Below are 16461 nucleotides of genomic sequence, written 5' to 3'. Positions count from 1 at the left end.
GATTACCTGTTCCTTAGTCTTCCGGCGAGACGATCTCGACCGGGCGCGGGTTGCGGGCGTCGCGCCTGGCCTCGGCCCGCATCCGCAGATAGTGCACGACCATGGCGACGATCGTGAACGCGATGACGCCGAGCAGCACCCACTCGATGTAGTGGGTCACGAGGTCCGCGACGCCGGGGATGTGCGCGACGCCCCAGCCAAGCAGAGTGAGTCCGACGCCCCAGAGCAGCGCGCCGAGCAGGTTGTAGAAGACGAACTTGCGGTACTCCATCTTCCCGACGCCGGCGGCGACGGGGGCGAAGGTGCGCACGACGCCGATGAAGCGGGCGATCGTGACCGCGGCGCCGCCGTACTTGGCGAAGAACCTGTTCGTGCGTTCGACGCTCGAGGTCGAGAAGAACCCGGAGTTCTTCCGTTCGAAGACCGCCGGTCCGCCGCGTCTGCCGATGACGTAGCCGACCTGGTCGCCCGCGAACGCGGCGATGCCGATCAGCAGGCAGACGAGCCAGATGGGGTAGTCGATGAAGCCCTGGTAGGTGAGCACGCCCGTGATCACGAGGAGGGTGTCGCCCGGCAGCAGGAACCCGACGAGCAGGCCGGTCTCGATGAAGATGATCGCGCAGACCACGGCGAGCGCCCAGGGCCCGGAGCCCGTGATGATGCCTTCGACGTCGAACAATCCGGCGGACTGCGTGATCAAGGCGGGCTCCTGTCGCGGTGGCGGCTCGGGGTCGCCGAAAGGTTACCGGAGTGTCTCTCGGCGGCGCGTCATCCTCAAGGGGGACAAGAACGCCGGCTGCGGTGGTACTCGCTCAGTGCGGAAGAGGGGACTTGAACCCCTACGCCTTGCGGCACAGGAACCTAAATCCTGCGTGTCTGCCAATTTCACCACTCCCGCGGGTGCGGCCCCAGTGTAACGAGGGCGCTCCCGACCGTTTCCGCCGGAGGGCGTCGCCGTTAGTGTGAATCACATGAATCCCCGGGGAGCCACCAAGGCACTGACGCCGCTGTTCATGATCGGCGCGGTCGCCGCGCTCCTGACGGGATGCGCGCAGCTTCCTCAGGTCGACGAGGAGGCGGCGGGCGAGAGCGCGACGCCGTCGGCGTCGCCGAGCGAGAGCGCGGCCCCGGACGACGGCGGCACGACGACGGTGAACGTCAACGAGCTCACGGTCGGCGACTGCTGGTCGGGGGCGACCGAGGGCGAGATCTTCGAGGTCGAGCTGATCGACTGCGCGCAGCCCCACCAGTCCGAGGCGTTCCACGCGGTGCAGGCACCGGACGGCGAGTACCCGACGGAGGACGTCTTCGCGCAGCTCGCCTTCGACGAGTGCGCGGGCGACGTGTTCACGCAGTACACGGGGCAGGCATACGACCCCGCGGCGAACCTGCAGGTCTACTACTACGCGCCCCTCGCCGACGGCTGGGAGCAGGGCGACCGCGAGGTGCTCTGCTACCTCGCGAACCTCGACGGGAGCCTCCTCCAGGGCTCCTGACCGCCGGCGGCGGCATGTCCGCCGTCCCTGACAGGATGACCACCGCTCGCAGCGCCGCGAGGAAATATTCCCTCCTCGCGGAATGAGTGCGGCCCTGCTGCCGTTGCCTTCCCGAGGACGACGACAGATAGGAGCACCGGATGAGTGTGGACGAGAGCATCGGCACGGGAACGAGAGCCGAGACGGATGTCCCGGAGCGGCTGAGCCCCGTCAACAAGCTCGTTATCGGGCTGCTGCTCGTTTCGGCGTTCGTCGTGATCCTCAACGAGACGATCATGGGCGTCGCCCTGCCGCGCCTCATGGAGGACCTGAACGTCACCGCGAGTACGGCGACGTGGCTCACCACCGGTTTCATGCTCACGATGGCCGTCGTCATCCCCGCCACGGGCTTCCTGCTGCAGCGCTTCAATCTGCGGCCGGTGTTCATCGCGGCGATGGGGCTGTTCAGCCTCGGCACGCTCATCGCGGCGATCGCGCCCGGCTTCGGCATCCTGCTGCTCGGCCGCATCGTGCAGGCGAGCGGCACCGCGATCATGATGCCGCTGCTCATGACGACGGTGCTCAACCTCGTGCACCCGAGCCACCGCGGTCGCGTGATGGGCACGATCTCGATCGTGATCTCCGTCGCGCCGGCGATCGGGCCGACCGTGTCGGGCATCATCCTGCAGTCGCTCAGCTGGCGCTTCATGTTCGTGATCGTGCTGCCGATCGCCGTCGCGGCGCTCGTCGGCGGCATCCGGTACCTGCAGAACGTCACGACGCCGCGGGCGGTCGCCGTCGACGTGCTGTCGATCGTGCTCTCGGCCTTCGCGTTCGGCGGGCTGATCTTCGGGCTGTCGAGCATCGGCGAGTCGGTCGAGGGACACTCGCTGCTGCCCCCGGCGCTGCCCCTCGCGTTCGGTGTCGTCGCGCTCGGCGCGTTCATCTGGCGTCAGCTCGTGCTGCAGCGCCGTGACGCCGCGCTGCTCGACCTGCGCACCTTCACGTCGTTCAGCTTCTCGCTCTCCGCGGCGCTGCTCGTGATCAGCATGATCGCCCTGTTCGGCACCCTCATCGTGCTGCCGATCTACCTGCAGTCGGTGCTGCAGCTCGGCGCGCTCGAGACCGGGCTCCTGCTGCTGCCGGGCGGCGTGCTCATGGCGATCCTGTCGCCGATCGTTGGTCGCCTCTTCGACCGCGTCGGACCGCGACCGCTCGTGCCGGTCGGCACGATCGTGCTCAGCATCACGCTGTGGACGATGACGATGGTGCTCACCCCGTCGACGCCGATCTGGGGGGTGATCGCCCTGCACATGCTGCTCTCGACCGGGCTCGCGTTCATGTTCACGCCGCTGTTCACGAGCGGCCTCGGGTCGCTCCGCCGCGAGCTGTACTCGCACGGCTCGGCGATCGTCGGCACCGTGCAGCAGCTCGCCGGCGCCGCCGGCACCGCGCTGTTCGTGACGGTGCTCTCGCTCGGCACGGTCGCGGGGCTCGCGGCCGGCGGCGACGCGGTCACCGCGACCGGTGAGGGTGTGCAGGCGGCGTTCCGCGTCGGCGCGATGATCTCGCTCGTCGCCGTGGTGGGGTCGTTCTTCGTGCGCCGCCCGAAGAACGAGCTGCCCGCGGGCGCCGGCGGCCACTGACCCGTCTGCTCGGAGGAGCGGATCCCGTCGCGGGGTCCGCTCCTTCGTCGTTCCGGCGCCGACTCGTCGGTGCGCCCGGTCACCGGGTGCTAGGCGAGCCGCTTCTCCAGCGCCGCGAGCACGGGCAGCTGCCCCTTGACCGCCTTCGTCCGCGCGGCGTCGAGCGCGAACCACGCGGCGCCGTCGAGCTCGGGGAACTGCTGCAGCCGCCCGGAGCGCGGCGGCCACTCGAGCCGGAACGTGTTGCTCGTGATCGAGCTCACGTCGGCGTCGCCCTCGCCGGCGAACACGGTGAGCACCTTGCCGCTCGAGACGCGGAACTCGCCGAGCGGCTCGTACGCGGCAGCCGGGGCCGGCTGCCCCAGCTCCTCGGCGAACTCGCGCAGCGCCGCGTCGAGCGGCTGCTCCGGCTCCTCGTAGAGGCCCTTGGGGATCGACCAGGCGTGCTCGTCCTTGCCCGCCCAGTACGGCCCGCCCATGTGACCGAGCAGCACCTCGAGCCCGGGGGAGCGGCGGAAGAGCAGGATGCCGGCACTGCGCTGCATCCGTTCACGCTACGTCAGCTGACGTCGCGCGTCCTCCGCGCCGCCGTCACAGGAGCGTCTCGCCGCGCTCGAGCATCGCGACGTACTCGGCGATGCGGCGCGCCCGGTTCTCCGGGCGCTTGAGGTTGCCGAGGCGGAACACCATCGCGAAGCGGTTCTGCTTCGACAGGGTCGCGAAGAACTCGGCGGCCGCGGGGGAGGCGTCGATCGCCGCCTGCAGGTCGTCGGGCACGTCCATGCCCTTCTGCCGGTACGCGGCGTCCCAGCGGCCGTCGGCCTTCGCGCGGTCGATCTCCGCCTGCCCGCCCGGCCGCATCCGGCCCTCCGCGATGAGCCGCTCGACGTGCTCCCGGTTGATCTGGGACCAGGGGCTGCGCGCCCGGCGCGGCGTGAAGGCCTGCAGCACGTAGTCGTCGTCGAAGCGGGCGACCTGCCCGTCGATCCAGCCGTGGCAGAGCGCCACGTCGAGCGCCTCCGGGTACTGGATGCCGGGGCCCGTGCGAGTCTTCTTGAGCAGCTTCAGGCGCACGCCGCCGTCCGGCGGGTCGTTCTCGAGGAACCGTTCCCACTCCTCGACGCTCTCGACCTCGAGCAGCGGCTTGTCGGCGAAGGCCACCATGAGCCGAGGGTAGGGCGTGCCGCCGACATCCCGGCAGGCTGTGGACAACCGCCGACGCCCGACGACGATCCGGCGCAGGATCGGCGTCGTGACCGAGGCGACGCGACTCATCGTGCAGGGGGTGCGCGAGCGGGTGCGCCGCGAGGGCGGGCCGCTCGACCGCGACCGCGCCGACCGCTACGTGCGCGAGGAGCTCCGGCGATACAGCGAGCGCGCGCTCGGCGGCGCCCAACCGCTGCCTCCCGACGAGGCGGCGGTGACGAGCGAGGCGCTCGCGTCGCTCACGGGCTTCGGTGCGCTGCAGCCGTTCTTCGACGACCCCGAGGTCGAGGAGATCTGGCTCAACTCGCCGGAAAAGGTCTTCGTCGCCCGCAACGGCGTCTCGGAGGCGACCGACGTGCGACTGACGGACGCCGAGGTGCGCACGCTCGTGGAGCGGATGCTGCAGGCATCCGGCCGCCGCGTCGACCTCTCCTCGCCGTTCGTCGACGCCTCGCTGCCCGACGGGTCCCGGCTGCACGTCGTGATCCCGGACATCACGCAGCGGCACTGGGCGGTCAACATCCGTAAGTTCACGCAGCGCCTCGGCGACCTCAACCGCCTCGTGGCGCTCGGCTCGCTCAGCCGCACCGCGGCCGAGTTCCTGCGCATGTGCGTGCTGAGCGGGCAGAACATCCTCGTCTCCGGCGCGACGCACACCGGCAAGACGACCCTGCTCGGCGCGCTCCTCGCCGCCTGCCGGTCGAGCGAGCGCATCGTCACCGTCGAGGAGACCTTCGAGCTGGACGTGCCCGCGCGCGACGTGGTCGGGATGCAGTGCCGTCAGCCGAGCCTCGAGGGCACCGGTGAGATCACGCTGCGCCGCCTCATCAAGGAGGCGTTGCGCATGCGGCCCGACCGGCTCGTCGTGGGCGAGGTGCGTGAGGCGGAGTCGCTCGACCTGCTCATCGCCCTGAACAGCGGGCTGCCCGGCATGTGCTCGATCCACGCGAACAGCGCCCGCGACGCCCTCGGCAAGCTGTGCACTCTGCCGCTGCTCGCGGGGCGGAACATCGACGGCTCGTTCGTCGTGCCCACGGTCGCACAGTCCATCGACGTCGTCGTGCAATGCGAGCTCACCCGCAGCGGCAGCCGGCGCGTCAGCGAGATCCTCGCGCCGAGCGGCCGCACCACGGGCACCGTGATCGAGGCGAGCCCCCTCTTCGCCCTGCGCGACGGGTCGCTCCTGCCGACCGGCGGACACCCGGAGAAGCTCGCCAAGTTCCGCGCCGCGGGCTTCGACCCGACCCCTCTGCTCGGAGCCAGAGCGTGAGGGGAACGCGACGATGACCGCCGCCCTCGGGCTGCTGCTCGGGCTCGGTCTGCTGCTCGCGGCGAGCCCGTTCCTCTGGCCGCGCCCTGTCAGTGGTTCCCGCCGGCCCCGCAGGGCGGGGGCGCGACTGCGTGAGCGGCTCGTGCTCGCGGGGCTCGGGGACGTGGGCCTGCCGGTGCTGCTGGGCGTCACCGTCGCGGTCGCTCTGGGGGCCGCGGCACTCGCGTTCGTGCTCGTGCCGGTGCTCCCGGTCGCGGCGGCCGCGGGCGTGCTCGGCCTCGCCGCACCCGCGACGGTCCTGCGGTGGCGCGCCCGCTCGCGGCGCCGCGCCAACCGGCTGCTGTGGCCTGACGTCGTCGACCACCTCGTCGCCGGGGTGCGGTCCGGTCAGGCGCTGCCCGACGCCCTGTCGGCGCTCGCGGTGAACGGGCCCGAGGCCATGCGCGCCGAGTTCGCCCTGTTCGAGCGGGACTGGCGCATCACGGGCGACTTCGGCCTCGCGATCGACGCGCTCAAGGCCCGGCTCGCCGACCCGGTCGCGGACCGGCTGCTCGAGACGCTCCGGATGTCTCGCGAGGTCGGCGGCAGCGAACTGCCCGGCGTGCTCCGCGCGCTCGCCGGGTACCTGCGCGCGGACGGCGCGCTGCGTGCCGAGGTCGAGGCCCGACAGGGCTGGGTCGTCAACGCGGCCCGGCTCGGGGTCGCGGCGCCGTGGATCGTGCTCGTCCTGCTCGCCACCCGGCCCGAGGCGGCCGCGGCCTACAACAGCGCCGGAGGAGTCGCGCTCATCCTGGTGGGCCTCGTGCTCTCCGTCGTCGCGTACCGACTCATGCTCGGCATCGGCAGGCTGCCCGAGGAACAGCGGTACTTCTCGTGACGACGATCGCACTCGGAGTGCTGCTGGGACTCGTGCTCGGGCTCGGGCTGTGGACGATGCTGAGCGCGCTGCCCGTGCTGGCGCGTCCCCGGCTCGTGGCGCGGGTCGCGCCGTACGTGCAGGACGTCTCCGCCGGCGCCCGCCAGTTCCTCGATCGGCGGCCCGCGAGCCCGCTGCCGGTCGTCGGGCTGCTGCTCGACCCCGCGCGCTCCGTCGCCCGTCGTCTCCTCGCGATGCTGCCGGGCGGGGCCGGCGCCACGGTCCTGCGGCTGCGTCAGTCGGGCGCGGCCACGACGCTCGAGCAGTACCGCTCACGGCAGCTCGTGTGGGCGGGCGGGGGTGCCGCGCTCGGTCTCGCCGCCGCCGTGGCGCTCGCACTCGCGCAGCCGCTGCCGTTTCCGGCGCAGCTCGTGCTCGTCGTGTCCGGCGCCGCCGGTGCCGTCGCGACGAGCGACGCCCTGCTGAAGCGGCGGCGAGCCGGCGGCTGGCGCGGATGGCGAGCGAGCTGCCGACCGTGCTCGAGTTCCTCGCGCTGAGCCTCAGCGCGGGGGAGGGCATCCTCGACGCGCTCCGTCGGGTCTCCACCATCAGCCGCGGGGAGCTGGCCCGCGAACTCGGCGGCGTCGTGGCCGCGGTCTCGACGGGGCTCCCGCTCGCCGGCTCGCTCACCGCGCTGGCGGACGCGCTGCAGCTGCCGCCCCTCGGCCGCGCGGTCGAGCAGCTCACCGGGGCGCTCGAGCGGGGCAGCCCCCTCGTCGAGGTACTGCGCGCGCAGGCGCAGGACGCCAGGGACGACGCCAAACGCGCACTGCTCGAGGCCGCCGGGAAGAAGGAGGTCGCGATGCTCGTCCCGCTCGTCTTCCTGATCCTGCCCATCACGGTGCTCTTCGCGATCTGGCCGGGCGTCTTCGTGCTTCAGGTCGGCTTCTAGGACGAGCGGTCGCGCGGCGGAGGCCTCGCCGCTCAACGATCGCGCGTTCGCCCGGCGTGAGGCGGCAGTCCGGTCCGCGCGGCCGCCGTTACGCCGAAGTCGAGGATCGATCAACCCCTGCGTTTCCCAGCGATCCGCAGATTGGGTGAACGGAAGGAGGACGGCGCTGCACCAGAAGGCGACGCCACCACGCATGTGCGGTATAGCAGGCGAGCTCGCGTTCGACGGAGACCGGGCGGATCGGGACGCGGTCGCGGCGATGACCGTCGCGATGGCGGACCGCGGCCCCGACGGCGAGGGCGCGTGGTGCGACGGCTGGGTCGCCCTCGGGCATCGCCGCCTGAGCGTCATCGACCTCACGGAGCGCGGGGCCCAGCCGATGGTCGACGCCGAGCTCGGGCTCACCGTCGTCTTCAACGGGTGCATCTACAACCACCACGAGCTCCGGCGTGAGCTCTCGGCCGCCCACCGCTTCGTCTCGACGAGCGACACCGAGGTCGTGCTCAAGGCGTACGCCGAGTGGGGCGACGACTTCGTCGACCACCTGATCGGGATGTTCGCGCTCGTGCTCGTCGATCAACGGCGCGACCGGGTGGTTCTGGCGCGAGACCGGCTGGGCATCAAGCCGCTCTACCTCGCCGACTCCCGCGGTCGGCTGCGCTTCGCCTCCTCCCTGCCGGCGCTCCTCGCCGGCGGCGGCATCGACACGTCGATCGACGACGTCGCGCTGCACCACTACCTCAGCTGGCACTCCATCGTCCCGGCGCCGCGCACGATCCTCCGCGGCGTGCACAAGCTGCCACCGGCGACCGTGCGCGTCGTCGAGCGCGACGGCCGCTCGAGCGAGCGCACCTACTGGCATCCGCCGTACGTCCGCGACCCCGAGCGCGACGACTGGTCGCCTCGCGACTGGGAGGACGCCATCGGCGACGCGCTGCGCCTCGCGGTGCGACGACGGCTAGTGGCCGACGTCCCCGTCGGCGTGCTGCTGTCGGGCGGGCTCGACTCGAGCGTGCTCGTGGCGCTGCTCGCCGAAGAGGCGAGCGGCGACGTCGACACGTTCAGCATCGGCTTCCGGGAGGCCGGGGGCGAGTCGGGGGACGAGTTCGAGTTCTCCGACGCCGTCGCGGACGCCTTCGCCACCCGGCACCACCGCAGGCTCGTCGACGCCGACGAGCTCGTGCCCGCCGTGCTCGGCGCCGTCGACGCGATGACGGAGCCGATGGGCAGCCACGACGTGCCCGCCTTCTACCTGCTGGCCGAGTGGGTCGCCGAGCACGACAAGGTCGTGCAGTCGGGGCAGGGCGCCGACGAGATCCTCGCCGGCTACGGCTACCACCAGCGTCTCGGCGACGCCGGACCCGACGAGGCGTACACGGTCTTCAGCCGGGCGTTCGTCGACCGGCCGCACGCCGCCCTGACCCGCGTGCTCGAACCGGAGCACCTCGTGCCCTACGACGCGAGCGGCGAGCTGCTGCGCTCGTGGATGAGCGGACCCCTCGTCGAGACCGCCCTCGACGCCGGACTGCACGCGGACACGCACCTGCTGATGCCGGATGACCCGGTCAAGCGCGTCGACAGCATGACGATGGCGTCGGGGCTCGAGGCCCGCGTGCCGTTCCTCGACCACGAACTCGTCGAGCTCGCCGCCACCTGCCCGCCGGAACTCAAGCTGCACGACGGCGGCAAGGGGGTGCTCAAGGCGCTCGGGCGACGGGTGCTGCCGACCGAGGTCGTCGACCGGCCGAAGGGCTACTTCCCGGTGCCGGCGCTGCGGCACCTCGACGGCCCGGTGCTCGACATGGTGCGGGAGGCGCTCCGGGCGCCGGAAGCCACGGCGCGCGGCGTCTTCCGCGGCGACTACGTCGACGTCCTGCTCGCCGAGCCGAACCGGGAGTTCAGCCCCGGCAGGGCGAACCTGCTCTGGCAGATCGGGGTGCTCGAGCTCTGGCTGCAGCGGCACGGGGTGCGCTGAGCCGCGCCCAGCATCCGCCGCCGCGCCGCGCGTACTCTGAGCCGGTGGATCCGGCGACGGCGGCGAGGGTGCTCGGAGTGCCGGTCGACGCACCGCGCGCCGACATCGAGCGCGCCTTCCGCGCCCACGCCCGGCGCGAGCATCCGGATCTCACGGGCGACGCGACCCTCTTCACCCGCGTCACCGAGGCCCGCGACGTGCTCATCCACGCACAGGGCTGGCTCGTGCCGCGCACCGGATCGCGGAGCGTCGCCCCGCCGGCGCCCGTGCCTTCGCAGCCGGGCTTCGAGCTGCATCCGCTCGCCCTCGCCCTGCTCGCCGTTCTGCTGGTTCTCGGATGCCTCGTGGCGGGCGTCTCGTCCGCGAGCCCGGTCGCCCCGATCGAGCCCCTGCTGCGCTCGGCGCTGCTCGTGATCGCGGTGGTGGGCTACGCGGTGACCCGCCGCCGGGCGTTCGGGGTGCTGAGCGCCATCGCGATCGTCGCGACCGCGATCTCGACCGTCGTCTGGATCTCCTTCGGGGCCCTGCTCGGCGGCCTGCTCATGGCGCCGGCGGTCATCCTGCTGCTCCTGCACGGCCGCGGCCGGGCGCTCTGACCACAGCCCGGCGGAACCGAGGGGTCCACCCGAGGCCGCGGGGGAACTACCGTTGACTCGTGTCTTCCGTCGAGAGCAGCCCGCAGGACGAGACCGGCTCCGCCGGCTCGGACCTGACCTTCACCCAGCTCGGTCTTCACGACCAGGTGCTCAAAGCGCTGAAGGACGTGGGGTACGAGACGCCGTCGGCGATTCAGGCCGAGACCATTCCGCTGCTGCTCGAGGGCCGCGACGTCGTGGGCCTCGCGCAGACCGGCACCGGCAAGACGGCGGCCTTCGCGCTGCCGATCCTCTCCCGCCTCGACACGTCGCAGACGACCCCGCAGGCGCTCGTCCTCGCGCCCACCCGTGAGCTCGCCCTGCAAGTGTGCGAGGCGTTCGAGCGGTACGCCTCGCACCTGCGCGGCGTGCGGGTGCTGCCGGTGTACGGCGGCCAGGGCTACGGGGTGCAGCTCTCCGCGCTCCGCCGCGGCGTGCACATCGTCGTCGGCACCCCCGGCCGCATCATGGACCACCTCGAGAAGGGCACGCTCGACCTCTCCGAGCTCAAGTACCTCGTGCTCGACGAGGCCGACGAGATGCTCAAGATGGGCTTCGCCGAGGACGTCGAGACGATCCTCGCCGACACCCCGGAGGACAAGCAGGTCGCGCTGTTCTCGGCGACGATGCCCGCGCAGATCCGTCGCATCTCGGCGAAGTACCTCCACGACCCCGCCGAGATCACGGTCAAAAACAAGACGACGACGTCGGCCAACATCACCCAGCGCTACCTCGTCGTGTCGTACCCGCAGAAGGTCGACGCCCTCACCCGCATCCTCGAGGTCGAGAACTTCGAGGCGATGATCGTCTTCGTCCGCACGAAGAACGAGACTGAGACGCTCGCCGAGAAGCTCCGCGCCCGCGGTTACACCGCCGCCGCGATCAGCGGCGACGTGGCGCAGGCGCAGCGCGAGCGCACCGTCAACCAGCTGAAGTCGGGCAAGCTCGACATCCTCGTCGCGACCGACGTCGCGGCCCGCGGGCTCGACGTCGACCGCATCAGCCACGTCGTCAACTACGACCTGCCGATCGACACCGAGAGCTACGTGCACCGCATCGGCCGCACGGGCCGCGCCGGACGCACGGGCGACGCCATCAGCTTCGTCACTCCGCGCGAGCGCCGGATGCTGACGGCGATCGAGAAGGCGACGCGTCAGCCGCTCACGCAGATGCCGCTGCCGAGCGCCGAGGACGTCAACGCCACCCGGCTCACCCGCTTCGACGACCAGATCACGGCGGCTCTCGAGCAGTCGGACCGGATCGCCCGGTTCCGCGACATCATCGGCCACTACGTGCAGCACCACGACGTGCCCGAGGCCGACGTCGCCGCGGCGCTCGCGATCGTCGCGCAGGGGGAGACGCCGCTGCTCCTCTCGCCCGAGGACGAGAAGCCGCAGCGCTTCGACCGTGACGACCGGGAGCGCCCCGCGAAGGGTCGCCGCGAGGACGGCGAGCGGCCGGAGCGCCGCGGTCGTCCCTCGAGCGCGTCGCTCTCGACGTATCGCATCGAGGTCGGCCGCCGGCACAAGGTGGAGCCGCGTCAGATCGTGGGCGCCCTCGCCAACGAGGGCGGCCTCAATCGGGGCGACTTCGGGGGCATCGACATCCGCCAGGACTTCTCGCTCGTCGAGCTTCCGGCCGACCTCTCCTCCGACGTGCTCGACCGATTGAGCGGCACCCGCATCAGCGGACGCCTCATCGAGCTCAAGCCGGATCGCGGCCCGCGCAGCAGCGCGAGCGAGCGGCCTGCCCGCAAGCCGCGGCACCGCTCGTAATCGGCTGCCCGGGTTCGCGCGGAAGCCGCGGCACCGCTCGTACCGGGCTGCTTCGGGTCCGCCCGGAAGTCGCGGCACGCTCGTGACGGGCGGCTCCGGGTCCAGCCGGGAGCCGTCCGCCCGGAAGCCGCGGCACCGCTCGTAGAGGGCTACTCCCCGTCCGACCCGGTGCGGTCCGACCCGGAGCGGCGCCCTCCACCCGGCGCCGTCACGGGGAGCAGCGCGAGCACGAGCGCCCAGAGCACGACGGCGATCGCCCAGAGCTGCCCCTCCGTGGCGCCGTCGCGGTCGGGGTAGGCGAGGGCGGCGACGCCGATCAGTCCGGCCGACATGACGACGGCGACGCGGAGGAGCGGGCGGCCCGGATGCCACACGGCGAGCGCGATGCTGCCGGCGAGCACCGCCAGCCCGGCGGAGGCCTGCACCGGCCAGTGGTCGACGCCATTGGTGATGTCGCTCCCGAAGCGGAGCCGCGACGCGGCGAGGGCGGAGAGCACGTACGGCAGCCACAGCGCGACGCCGGGCGCCACGAGCACGAGATAGGGCCAGTGCACCCGCCACGCGCCGACCCCGGTGCGGGCGTCGGTCAGCACCGCGAGCAGCACGGTCGTGGCGAGCACGGCGACCGCGACGGGGAGGGGACGTCCGTCCGCACCGAGCGCCGCGCCGAGCACGAGGCATCCGCCGCCGATCGCGAGCGCGGCGACGCCGGGTGTCGGCCGGGTCGGCACGACGGCGACCCAGCCGTAGCCCGCGGCGAGGAAGAACGTGAAGAGCACACCCCAACTCACCTCGAGCGGTACCGGCCAGACGAAGGCGGGATTGACCCAGCCGACCAGCGTCGCGAGATCGATGAGGCCGAAGTAGGGCACGGCCGCGACGAGGCACAGGAGCCCGGCGACGACGCGCGCCGCGCGCAGCCTGCCGAGGGAGGGGCGGCGCTCGACGATCGCGCTCATCCTCTGAATCTAGAGCGCGCGGACGCCGACCGGAACGCCGCCGCGGGTGTCAAGCCCAGGAGCGCCGAATCGCGACGATTTCTGGACTCGAGTACGGTGGAGGGCGTTTTTTGCGCCGAACCTTGGAGATGCATGAGCGACCTGACACAGCACGACCACGACGCCGCCGACGCGGCGCCGACCGCCGGCACCGCGTCATCCGCCGCCGCTCCCTCGACCGGGTCCGCCCGCCTCGGGCTCGCTCGCTGGGTGTTCTGGCCCGCCGCCGCGGTGATCCTCGCCGTCGTGCTCGTGGCGATGGTGGCGCCGGATGCCACGGCGGCGGCGGTCGCCGCGATCCAGTCGAGCGTCATCAGCACGTTCAGCTGGTACTACGTGCTCATCGCGGCGCTGTTCGTCGCGTTCGTGCTGTTCATGGGCTTCAGCCGCTTCGGCGACATCCGGCTGGGCAAGGACGACGACGACCCCGAGTTCTCACTCGTCTCGTGGTTCTCGCTACTCTTCGCCGCGGGCATGGGCATCGGGCTCGTCTTCTGGGGAGCGGCCGAGCCGCTCAACCACTTCGCCAACCCGCGGCCCGGCGTCACGGGCACGGAGGCGCAGCTCGCGCAGTCCGCGATGTCGCAGACCTTCCTGCACTGGGGCGTGCACGCCTGGGCGATCTACGTGGTCGTCGGGCTCGCGCTCGCGTACGCCGTGCACCGCCGCGGTCGTCCGGTCAGCATCCGCTGGGCGCTCGAGCCGCTGCTCGGCCGCCGCGTGCGCGGGGGCTGGGGCAACGCGATCGACGTCGTCGCGCTCGTCGGCACGGTGTTCGGCGTCGCCACGTCGCTCGGGCTCGGGGTGCTGCAGATCGCGGCGGGACTCGAGCACGCGGGGATCGTGGAGTCCTCGCTCGCCGTGCAGATCGTCGTCATCCTGATCGTCACGGCGCTCACGATCGCGTCGCTGGTCTCGGGCCTCGACCGGGGCATGAAGTGGCTGTCCAACTTCAATCTGCTGCTCGCCGCCGCGCTGCTGGTGTTCCTCCTCGTCGTGGGGCCGACGCAGTTCCTGCTGCGCGACTTCGTGCAGTCCATCGGCAACTACCTCAGCAGCTTCATCGGCCTGAGCTTCAACGTCAGCGCCTACGCCGGAGCCGAGGGTGAGGCGTTCCAGGCCGCCTGGACCACGTACTACTGGGGCTGGTGGATGTCGTGGGCGCCGTTCGTCGGCGTCTTCATCGCGCGCGTCTCGAAGGGCCGCACGGTGCGTGAGTTCGTGATGGGCGTGCTGCTCGTGCCGACCCTGCTGACGATGCTGTGGTTCTCGATCGTCGGCGGCACCGCGCTGTACCGCGAGCTGTACGGCGAGGGCGGGCTGGTCGGCGCCGACGGCTCCGTCGACACCGAGGCGTCGCTGTTCGACCTGCTGGCCGGGCTGCCCGCCGGCGCGGTGCTCGTGTTCGGCGCGATCCTGCTGATCGCCGTCTTCTTCGTGACGAGCTCCGACTCCGGTGCGCTCGTCATGGCGATGATCGCGAGCGGCGGCGACACCGACCCGCGGCGCCTGCTCCGCGTCTTCTTCGCGGGGCTCTGCGCGCTGCTCGCCATCGCGCTGCTGCTCGTCGGCGGGCTCGCGACGCTGCAGACGGCGGCGATCCTGTCGGCGCTCCCGTTCAGCGTCGTCATGGTGCTCATCTGCGTGGCGACCGCGATCGCGTTCCGCCGCGAGCGCCGCGCCTACGAGAGGGCGCAGCGCGCCCAGTTCCGCGACCACATCGGCGAGTTCTACGGACTCGAGGTCGAACGGGACGCACCGCTCGAGCCGCGACCGCGCGTGCGGCGACCACGGCTCGGCAGGAGGCGTACCCCGGATGCCGCCGGCACAGGGCTCACCGAGAAGTAACTGCCTGCGGTGATCAGGGGGGAGGGGCGGGTGACCGCCCCTTTCCGCGTTCTACCCGCCGTCGTGGGGCTGAGGTCCTCCTGCCCGCGCCCGCGCCGGTCGTCGTTCTTCTTGCGTCGCCGGCGAGGAAGCGGGTGGGCGGCAGCAGATTGAAGGCGAGCGGCGTCTCCCTCGCGAGCACGAAGACTTCGACGGCGTGCTTGAGGAACGCGTCGATCGGCGTGATGCCCTGCAGCATGAGATCGATGTGGAAGTACACCCACTGCTGCAGCCAGCACGCCCCGCGTGCCCAGATGAACGAGTGCACGATGCTGTTGCTACTCAGTTGCCGGTCGGCCGCCCGCTGCATCTCGCGCTCGCTGCGCTCCCCGCGCACGCAGAGATGGTAGACGGCGAGGTCGGCGGCGTTGGTGGCGCGCATGGGGCCGAAGGTGGTCCACAGCGCCGTCGACGACGCCAGCACCGGCAGACCGGGCACGATAAAGTGGTTGTAGAGCTTCGCCCTTGGGTCGAGGGTGAACGGTGCCCCGTCCTTGGTGAGCGCGAGCGTGTCAATCCCGCTGCGGTTGCCCGTGGCCCAGATGACGGCATCCCCGTCGACACGTCGTCCGTCGGCGAGCAGCAGCCCATGAGCATCGAAGGCGACGGGGTCGCCGACCTCGTAGGGAATGTTCTCGAGCGCCCTGCGCTGCGTAGCGCACAGCACCCCGCCGTGGAAGTGGGTGAGATCGAGATGTGGGTCGCCGAATGTGTGCAGGTAGCCCGAGGACCAATGCAGCACCGCGCCGAGCCGCTTCGACAGCCCCAGCCAGAGCACGGTCGCGAGGTAGGTGAGGCCCCGCAGCCTGTCCGTCGGTGACGCGGCATGCAACAGCGACTCGAACTTGTAGAACAGGTAGGGCTTGCGCATGACCCAGGCGAAGTTCTCGTAGCCGGCGCGGCGCAGTCCCAACACGACGTCGCATGCGGCCTTTCCGCCTCCGACCACGATCACACGCCGTCCGCTCGAGACGAGGTCGTCGAAGGCTTCGCCCGACAACTGCGTCGTGTGCAACTCGATGCCGCGGAACACGTCGGCTCCCGGCAGATGGGGCACTTCGCCGAACGCGGACATCGAGGCCCAGAGCACCAGGTCGTAGGGCCCCGTGGTGCGTCGCTCGCCCGTGCGAGTGTCGGTGATCCCCAGAACGCCCGTGCGGTCGGCCGAGCGGTAGTCCACGGTGTCGACGTTCGAGTTCAGCCGGCAGTGACCGAGCAGGTCGTGCGCCTTGGCGAAGCGCGCGATGTAGCGCTCCACTTCCTCGGCCATCACCTTGCCGCCCTGGACATCGGGGTCGTCGCTGTACGGGAAGCCGTCGAACGACGTGACGGTCATGCTGCCGTGAATCTGCAAACCGTGGTAGCGCAGACTCGGCGACCAGGTGCCGCCGATCTCGCCGTAGCGCTCGAACACGTCGACATCCGTCACCCCGATCCGCTTGAGCCGCTGCAGGCATTGGAGCCCGCTCCAGCCCGCTCCGACGATGGCGATGCGGAGGCGCTCGGGGTCGCGGCGATAGCGAAGGCGTCGGGCCCAGAGCCGCCGGAGCGCGATGTGGGCGAGGATCACCGGAGACAGGACGAGGAAGACGGCGTACAGGACGATCGTCGATACCGCGACCAGCAGCCATCCGACCGGTGACCACCACGGGCGGCGCTCACCGGGTGTACCGAGTTCCGAGTAGCGGGTGACGAGCGCGGGAGGCGCGAAGAGCTCAGCATCCTTCGCCAGGGGAAGTCGCGGCTTCTTCGCCATGGGCGGAGCTTACTCGGGCAGGCGTGGGAG

Annotated in this window: 15 protein-coding genes and 1 tRNA gene; 10 read left to right on the top strand and 6 right to left on the bottom strand. The window is 71.5% G+C overall.

Annotation, left to right across the window (positions count from 1 at the left end; translation table 11 throughout):
• Positions 1–13 precede the first annotated feature (13 nt).
• Together JUB10_RS00740 and JUB10_RS00735 are read right to left on the bottom strand one after the other, a co-directional pair.
• Positions 14–700 carry a DedA family protein gene (locus tag JUB10_RS00740; protein ID WP_207453336.1) on the bottom strand — a complete coding sequence of 229 codons (687 nt, stop codon included), beginning with the start codon at positions 698–700 and terminating at the stop codon, positions 14–16.
• Between the two features lie 116 nt (positions 701–816).
• A tRNA-Leu gene (locus JUB10_RS00735) sits at positions 817–898 on the bottom strand.
• Positions 899–971: 73 nt separating this feature from the next.
• Here JUB10_RS00735 and JUB10_RS00730 point away from each other — a divergent pair.
• Both JUB10_RS00730 and JUB10_RS00725 read left to right on the top strand, forming a co-directional pair.
• Complete coding sequence (locus JUB10_RS00730; RefSeq protein WP_207453334.1) at positions 972–1496, top strand: septum formation family protein; 525 nt, start codon at positions 972–974, stop codon at positions 1494–1496.
• 140 nt (positions 1497–1636) lie between these two features.
• Positions 1637–3121, top strand: coding sequence for an MDR family MFS transporter (locus JUB10_RS00725; protein ID WP_207453332.1), 1485 nt, complete (start codon positions 1637–1639; stop codon positions 3119–3121).
• 89 nt (positions 3122–3210) lie between these two features.
• On the opposite strand, the gene JUB10_RS00720 is transcribed toward JUB10_RS00725, so the two are convergent.
• Both JUB10_RS00720 and JUB10_RS00715 read right to left on the bottom strand, forming a co-directional pair.
• Positions 3211–3666 carry an NUDIX domain-containing protein gene (locus JUB10_RS00720; RefSeq protein WP_207453330.1) on the bottom strand — a complete coding sequence of 152 codons (456 nt, stop codon included), beginning with the start codon at positions 3664–3666 and terminating at the stop codon, positions 3211–3213.
• Between the two features lie 46 nt (positions 3667–3712).
• A complete protein-coding gene (locus tag JUB10_RS00715) occupies positions 3713–4285 on the bottom strand; it encodes a YdeI/OmpD-associated family protein (protein WP_207453329.1) in 573 nt (190 codons plus the stop codon).
• A gap of 88 nt (positions 4286–4373) precedes the next feature.
• Here JUB10_RS00715 and JUB10_RS00710 point away from each other — a divergent pair, with 88 nt between their 5' ends.
• From JUB10_RS00710 to JUB10_RS00685, 7 genes are all read left to right on the top strand, one after another.
• Entirely contained in the window at positions 4374–5597 is a 1224-nt protein-coding gene (locus tag JUB10_RS00710; RefSeq protein ID WP_374191687.1) for a CpaF family protein, read from the top strand.
• Positions 5598–5610: 13 nt separating this feature from the next.
• Positions 5611–6474: a type II secretion system F family protein gene (locus JUB10_RS00705; protein ID WP_207453328.1), complete on the top strand. Its 864-nt coding sequence runs from the start codon at positions 5611–5613 to the stop codon at positions 6472–6474.
• The gene (locus JUB10_RS14455) at positions 6471–7010 is read left to right on the top strand and encodes a hypothetical protein (protein ID WP_242682001.1); all 540 of its coding nucleotides are present in this window, start codon (positions 6471–6473) and stop codon (positions 7008–7010) included. Before JUB10_RS00705 ends, JUB10_RS14455 begins: the two co-directional genes overlap by 4 nt.
• Positions 6968–7405, top strand: coding sequence for a type II secretion system F family protein (locus JUB10_RS14450; RefSeq protein ID WP_242682000.1), 438 nt, complete (start codon positions 6968–6970; stop codon positions 7403–7405). Before JUB10_RS14455 ends, JUB10_RS14450 begins: the two co-directional genes overlap by 43 nt.
• A gap of 193 nt (positions 7406–7598) precedes the next feature.
• The gene (locus tag JUB10_RS00695) at positions 7599–9380 is read left to right on the top strand and encodes an N-acetylglutaminylglutamine amidotransferase (RefSeq protein WP_207453327.1); all 1782 of its coding nucleotides are present in this window, start codon (positions 7599–7601) and stop codon (positions 9378–9380) included.
• Between the two features lie 44 nt (positions 9381–9424).
• A complete protein-coding gene (locus tag JUB10_RS00690) occupies positions 9425–9976 on the top strand; it encodes a J domain-containing protein (RefSeq protein WP_207453324.1) in 552 nt (183 codons plus the stop codon).
• 59 nt (positions 9977–10035) lie between these two features.
• Entirely contained in the window at positions 10036–11790 is a 1755-nt protein-coding gene (locus JUB10_RS00685; RefSeq protein ID WP_207453323.1) for a DEAD/DEAH box helicase, read from the top strand.
• A 149-nt stretch (positions 11791–11939) separates the two neighbouring features.
• Here the strand turns inward: JUB10_RS00685 and JUB10_RS00680 are convergent, their stop codons facing one another.
• Positions 11940–12749, bottom strand: a complete 810-nt coding sequence (locus tag JUB10_RS00680) for a hypothetical protein (RefSeq protein ID WP_207453319.1) — start codon at positions 12747–12749, stop codon at positions 11940–11942.
• A 132-nt stretch (positions 12750–12881) separates the two neighbouring features.
• Between JUB10_RS00680 and JUB10_RS00675 the strand changes: the two genes are divergently transcribed.
• Positions 12882–14636 carry a BCCT family transporter gene (locus JUB10_RS00675; RefSeq protein ID WP_207453318.1) on the top strand — a complete coding sequence of 585 codons (1755 nt, stop codon included), beginning with the start codon at positions 12882–12884 and terminating at the stop codon, positions 14634–14636.
• Between the two features lie 13 nt (positions 14637–14649).
• On the opposite strand, the gene JUB10_RS00670 is transcribed toward JUB10_RS00675, so the two are convergent.
• Entirely contained in the window at positions 14650–16431 is a 1782-nt protein-coding gene (locus JUB10_RS00670; RefSeq protein ID WP_207453317.1) for a SidA/IucD/PvdA family monooxygenase, read from the bottom strand.
• Positions 16432–16461 lie beyond the last annotated feature (30 nt).

The sequence above is a fragment of the Desertivibrio insolitus genome, from assembly GCF_017355965.1.
Taxonomy (GTDB): domain Bacteria; phylum Actinomycetota; class Actinomycetes; order Actinomycetales; family Microbacteriaceae; genus JAFIQW01.
This window is presented reverse-complemented; position numbering and strand designations above follow the sequence as displayed.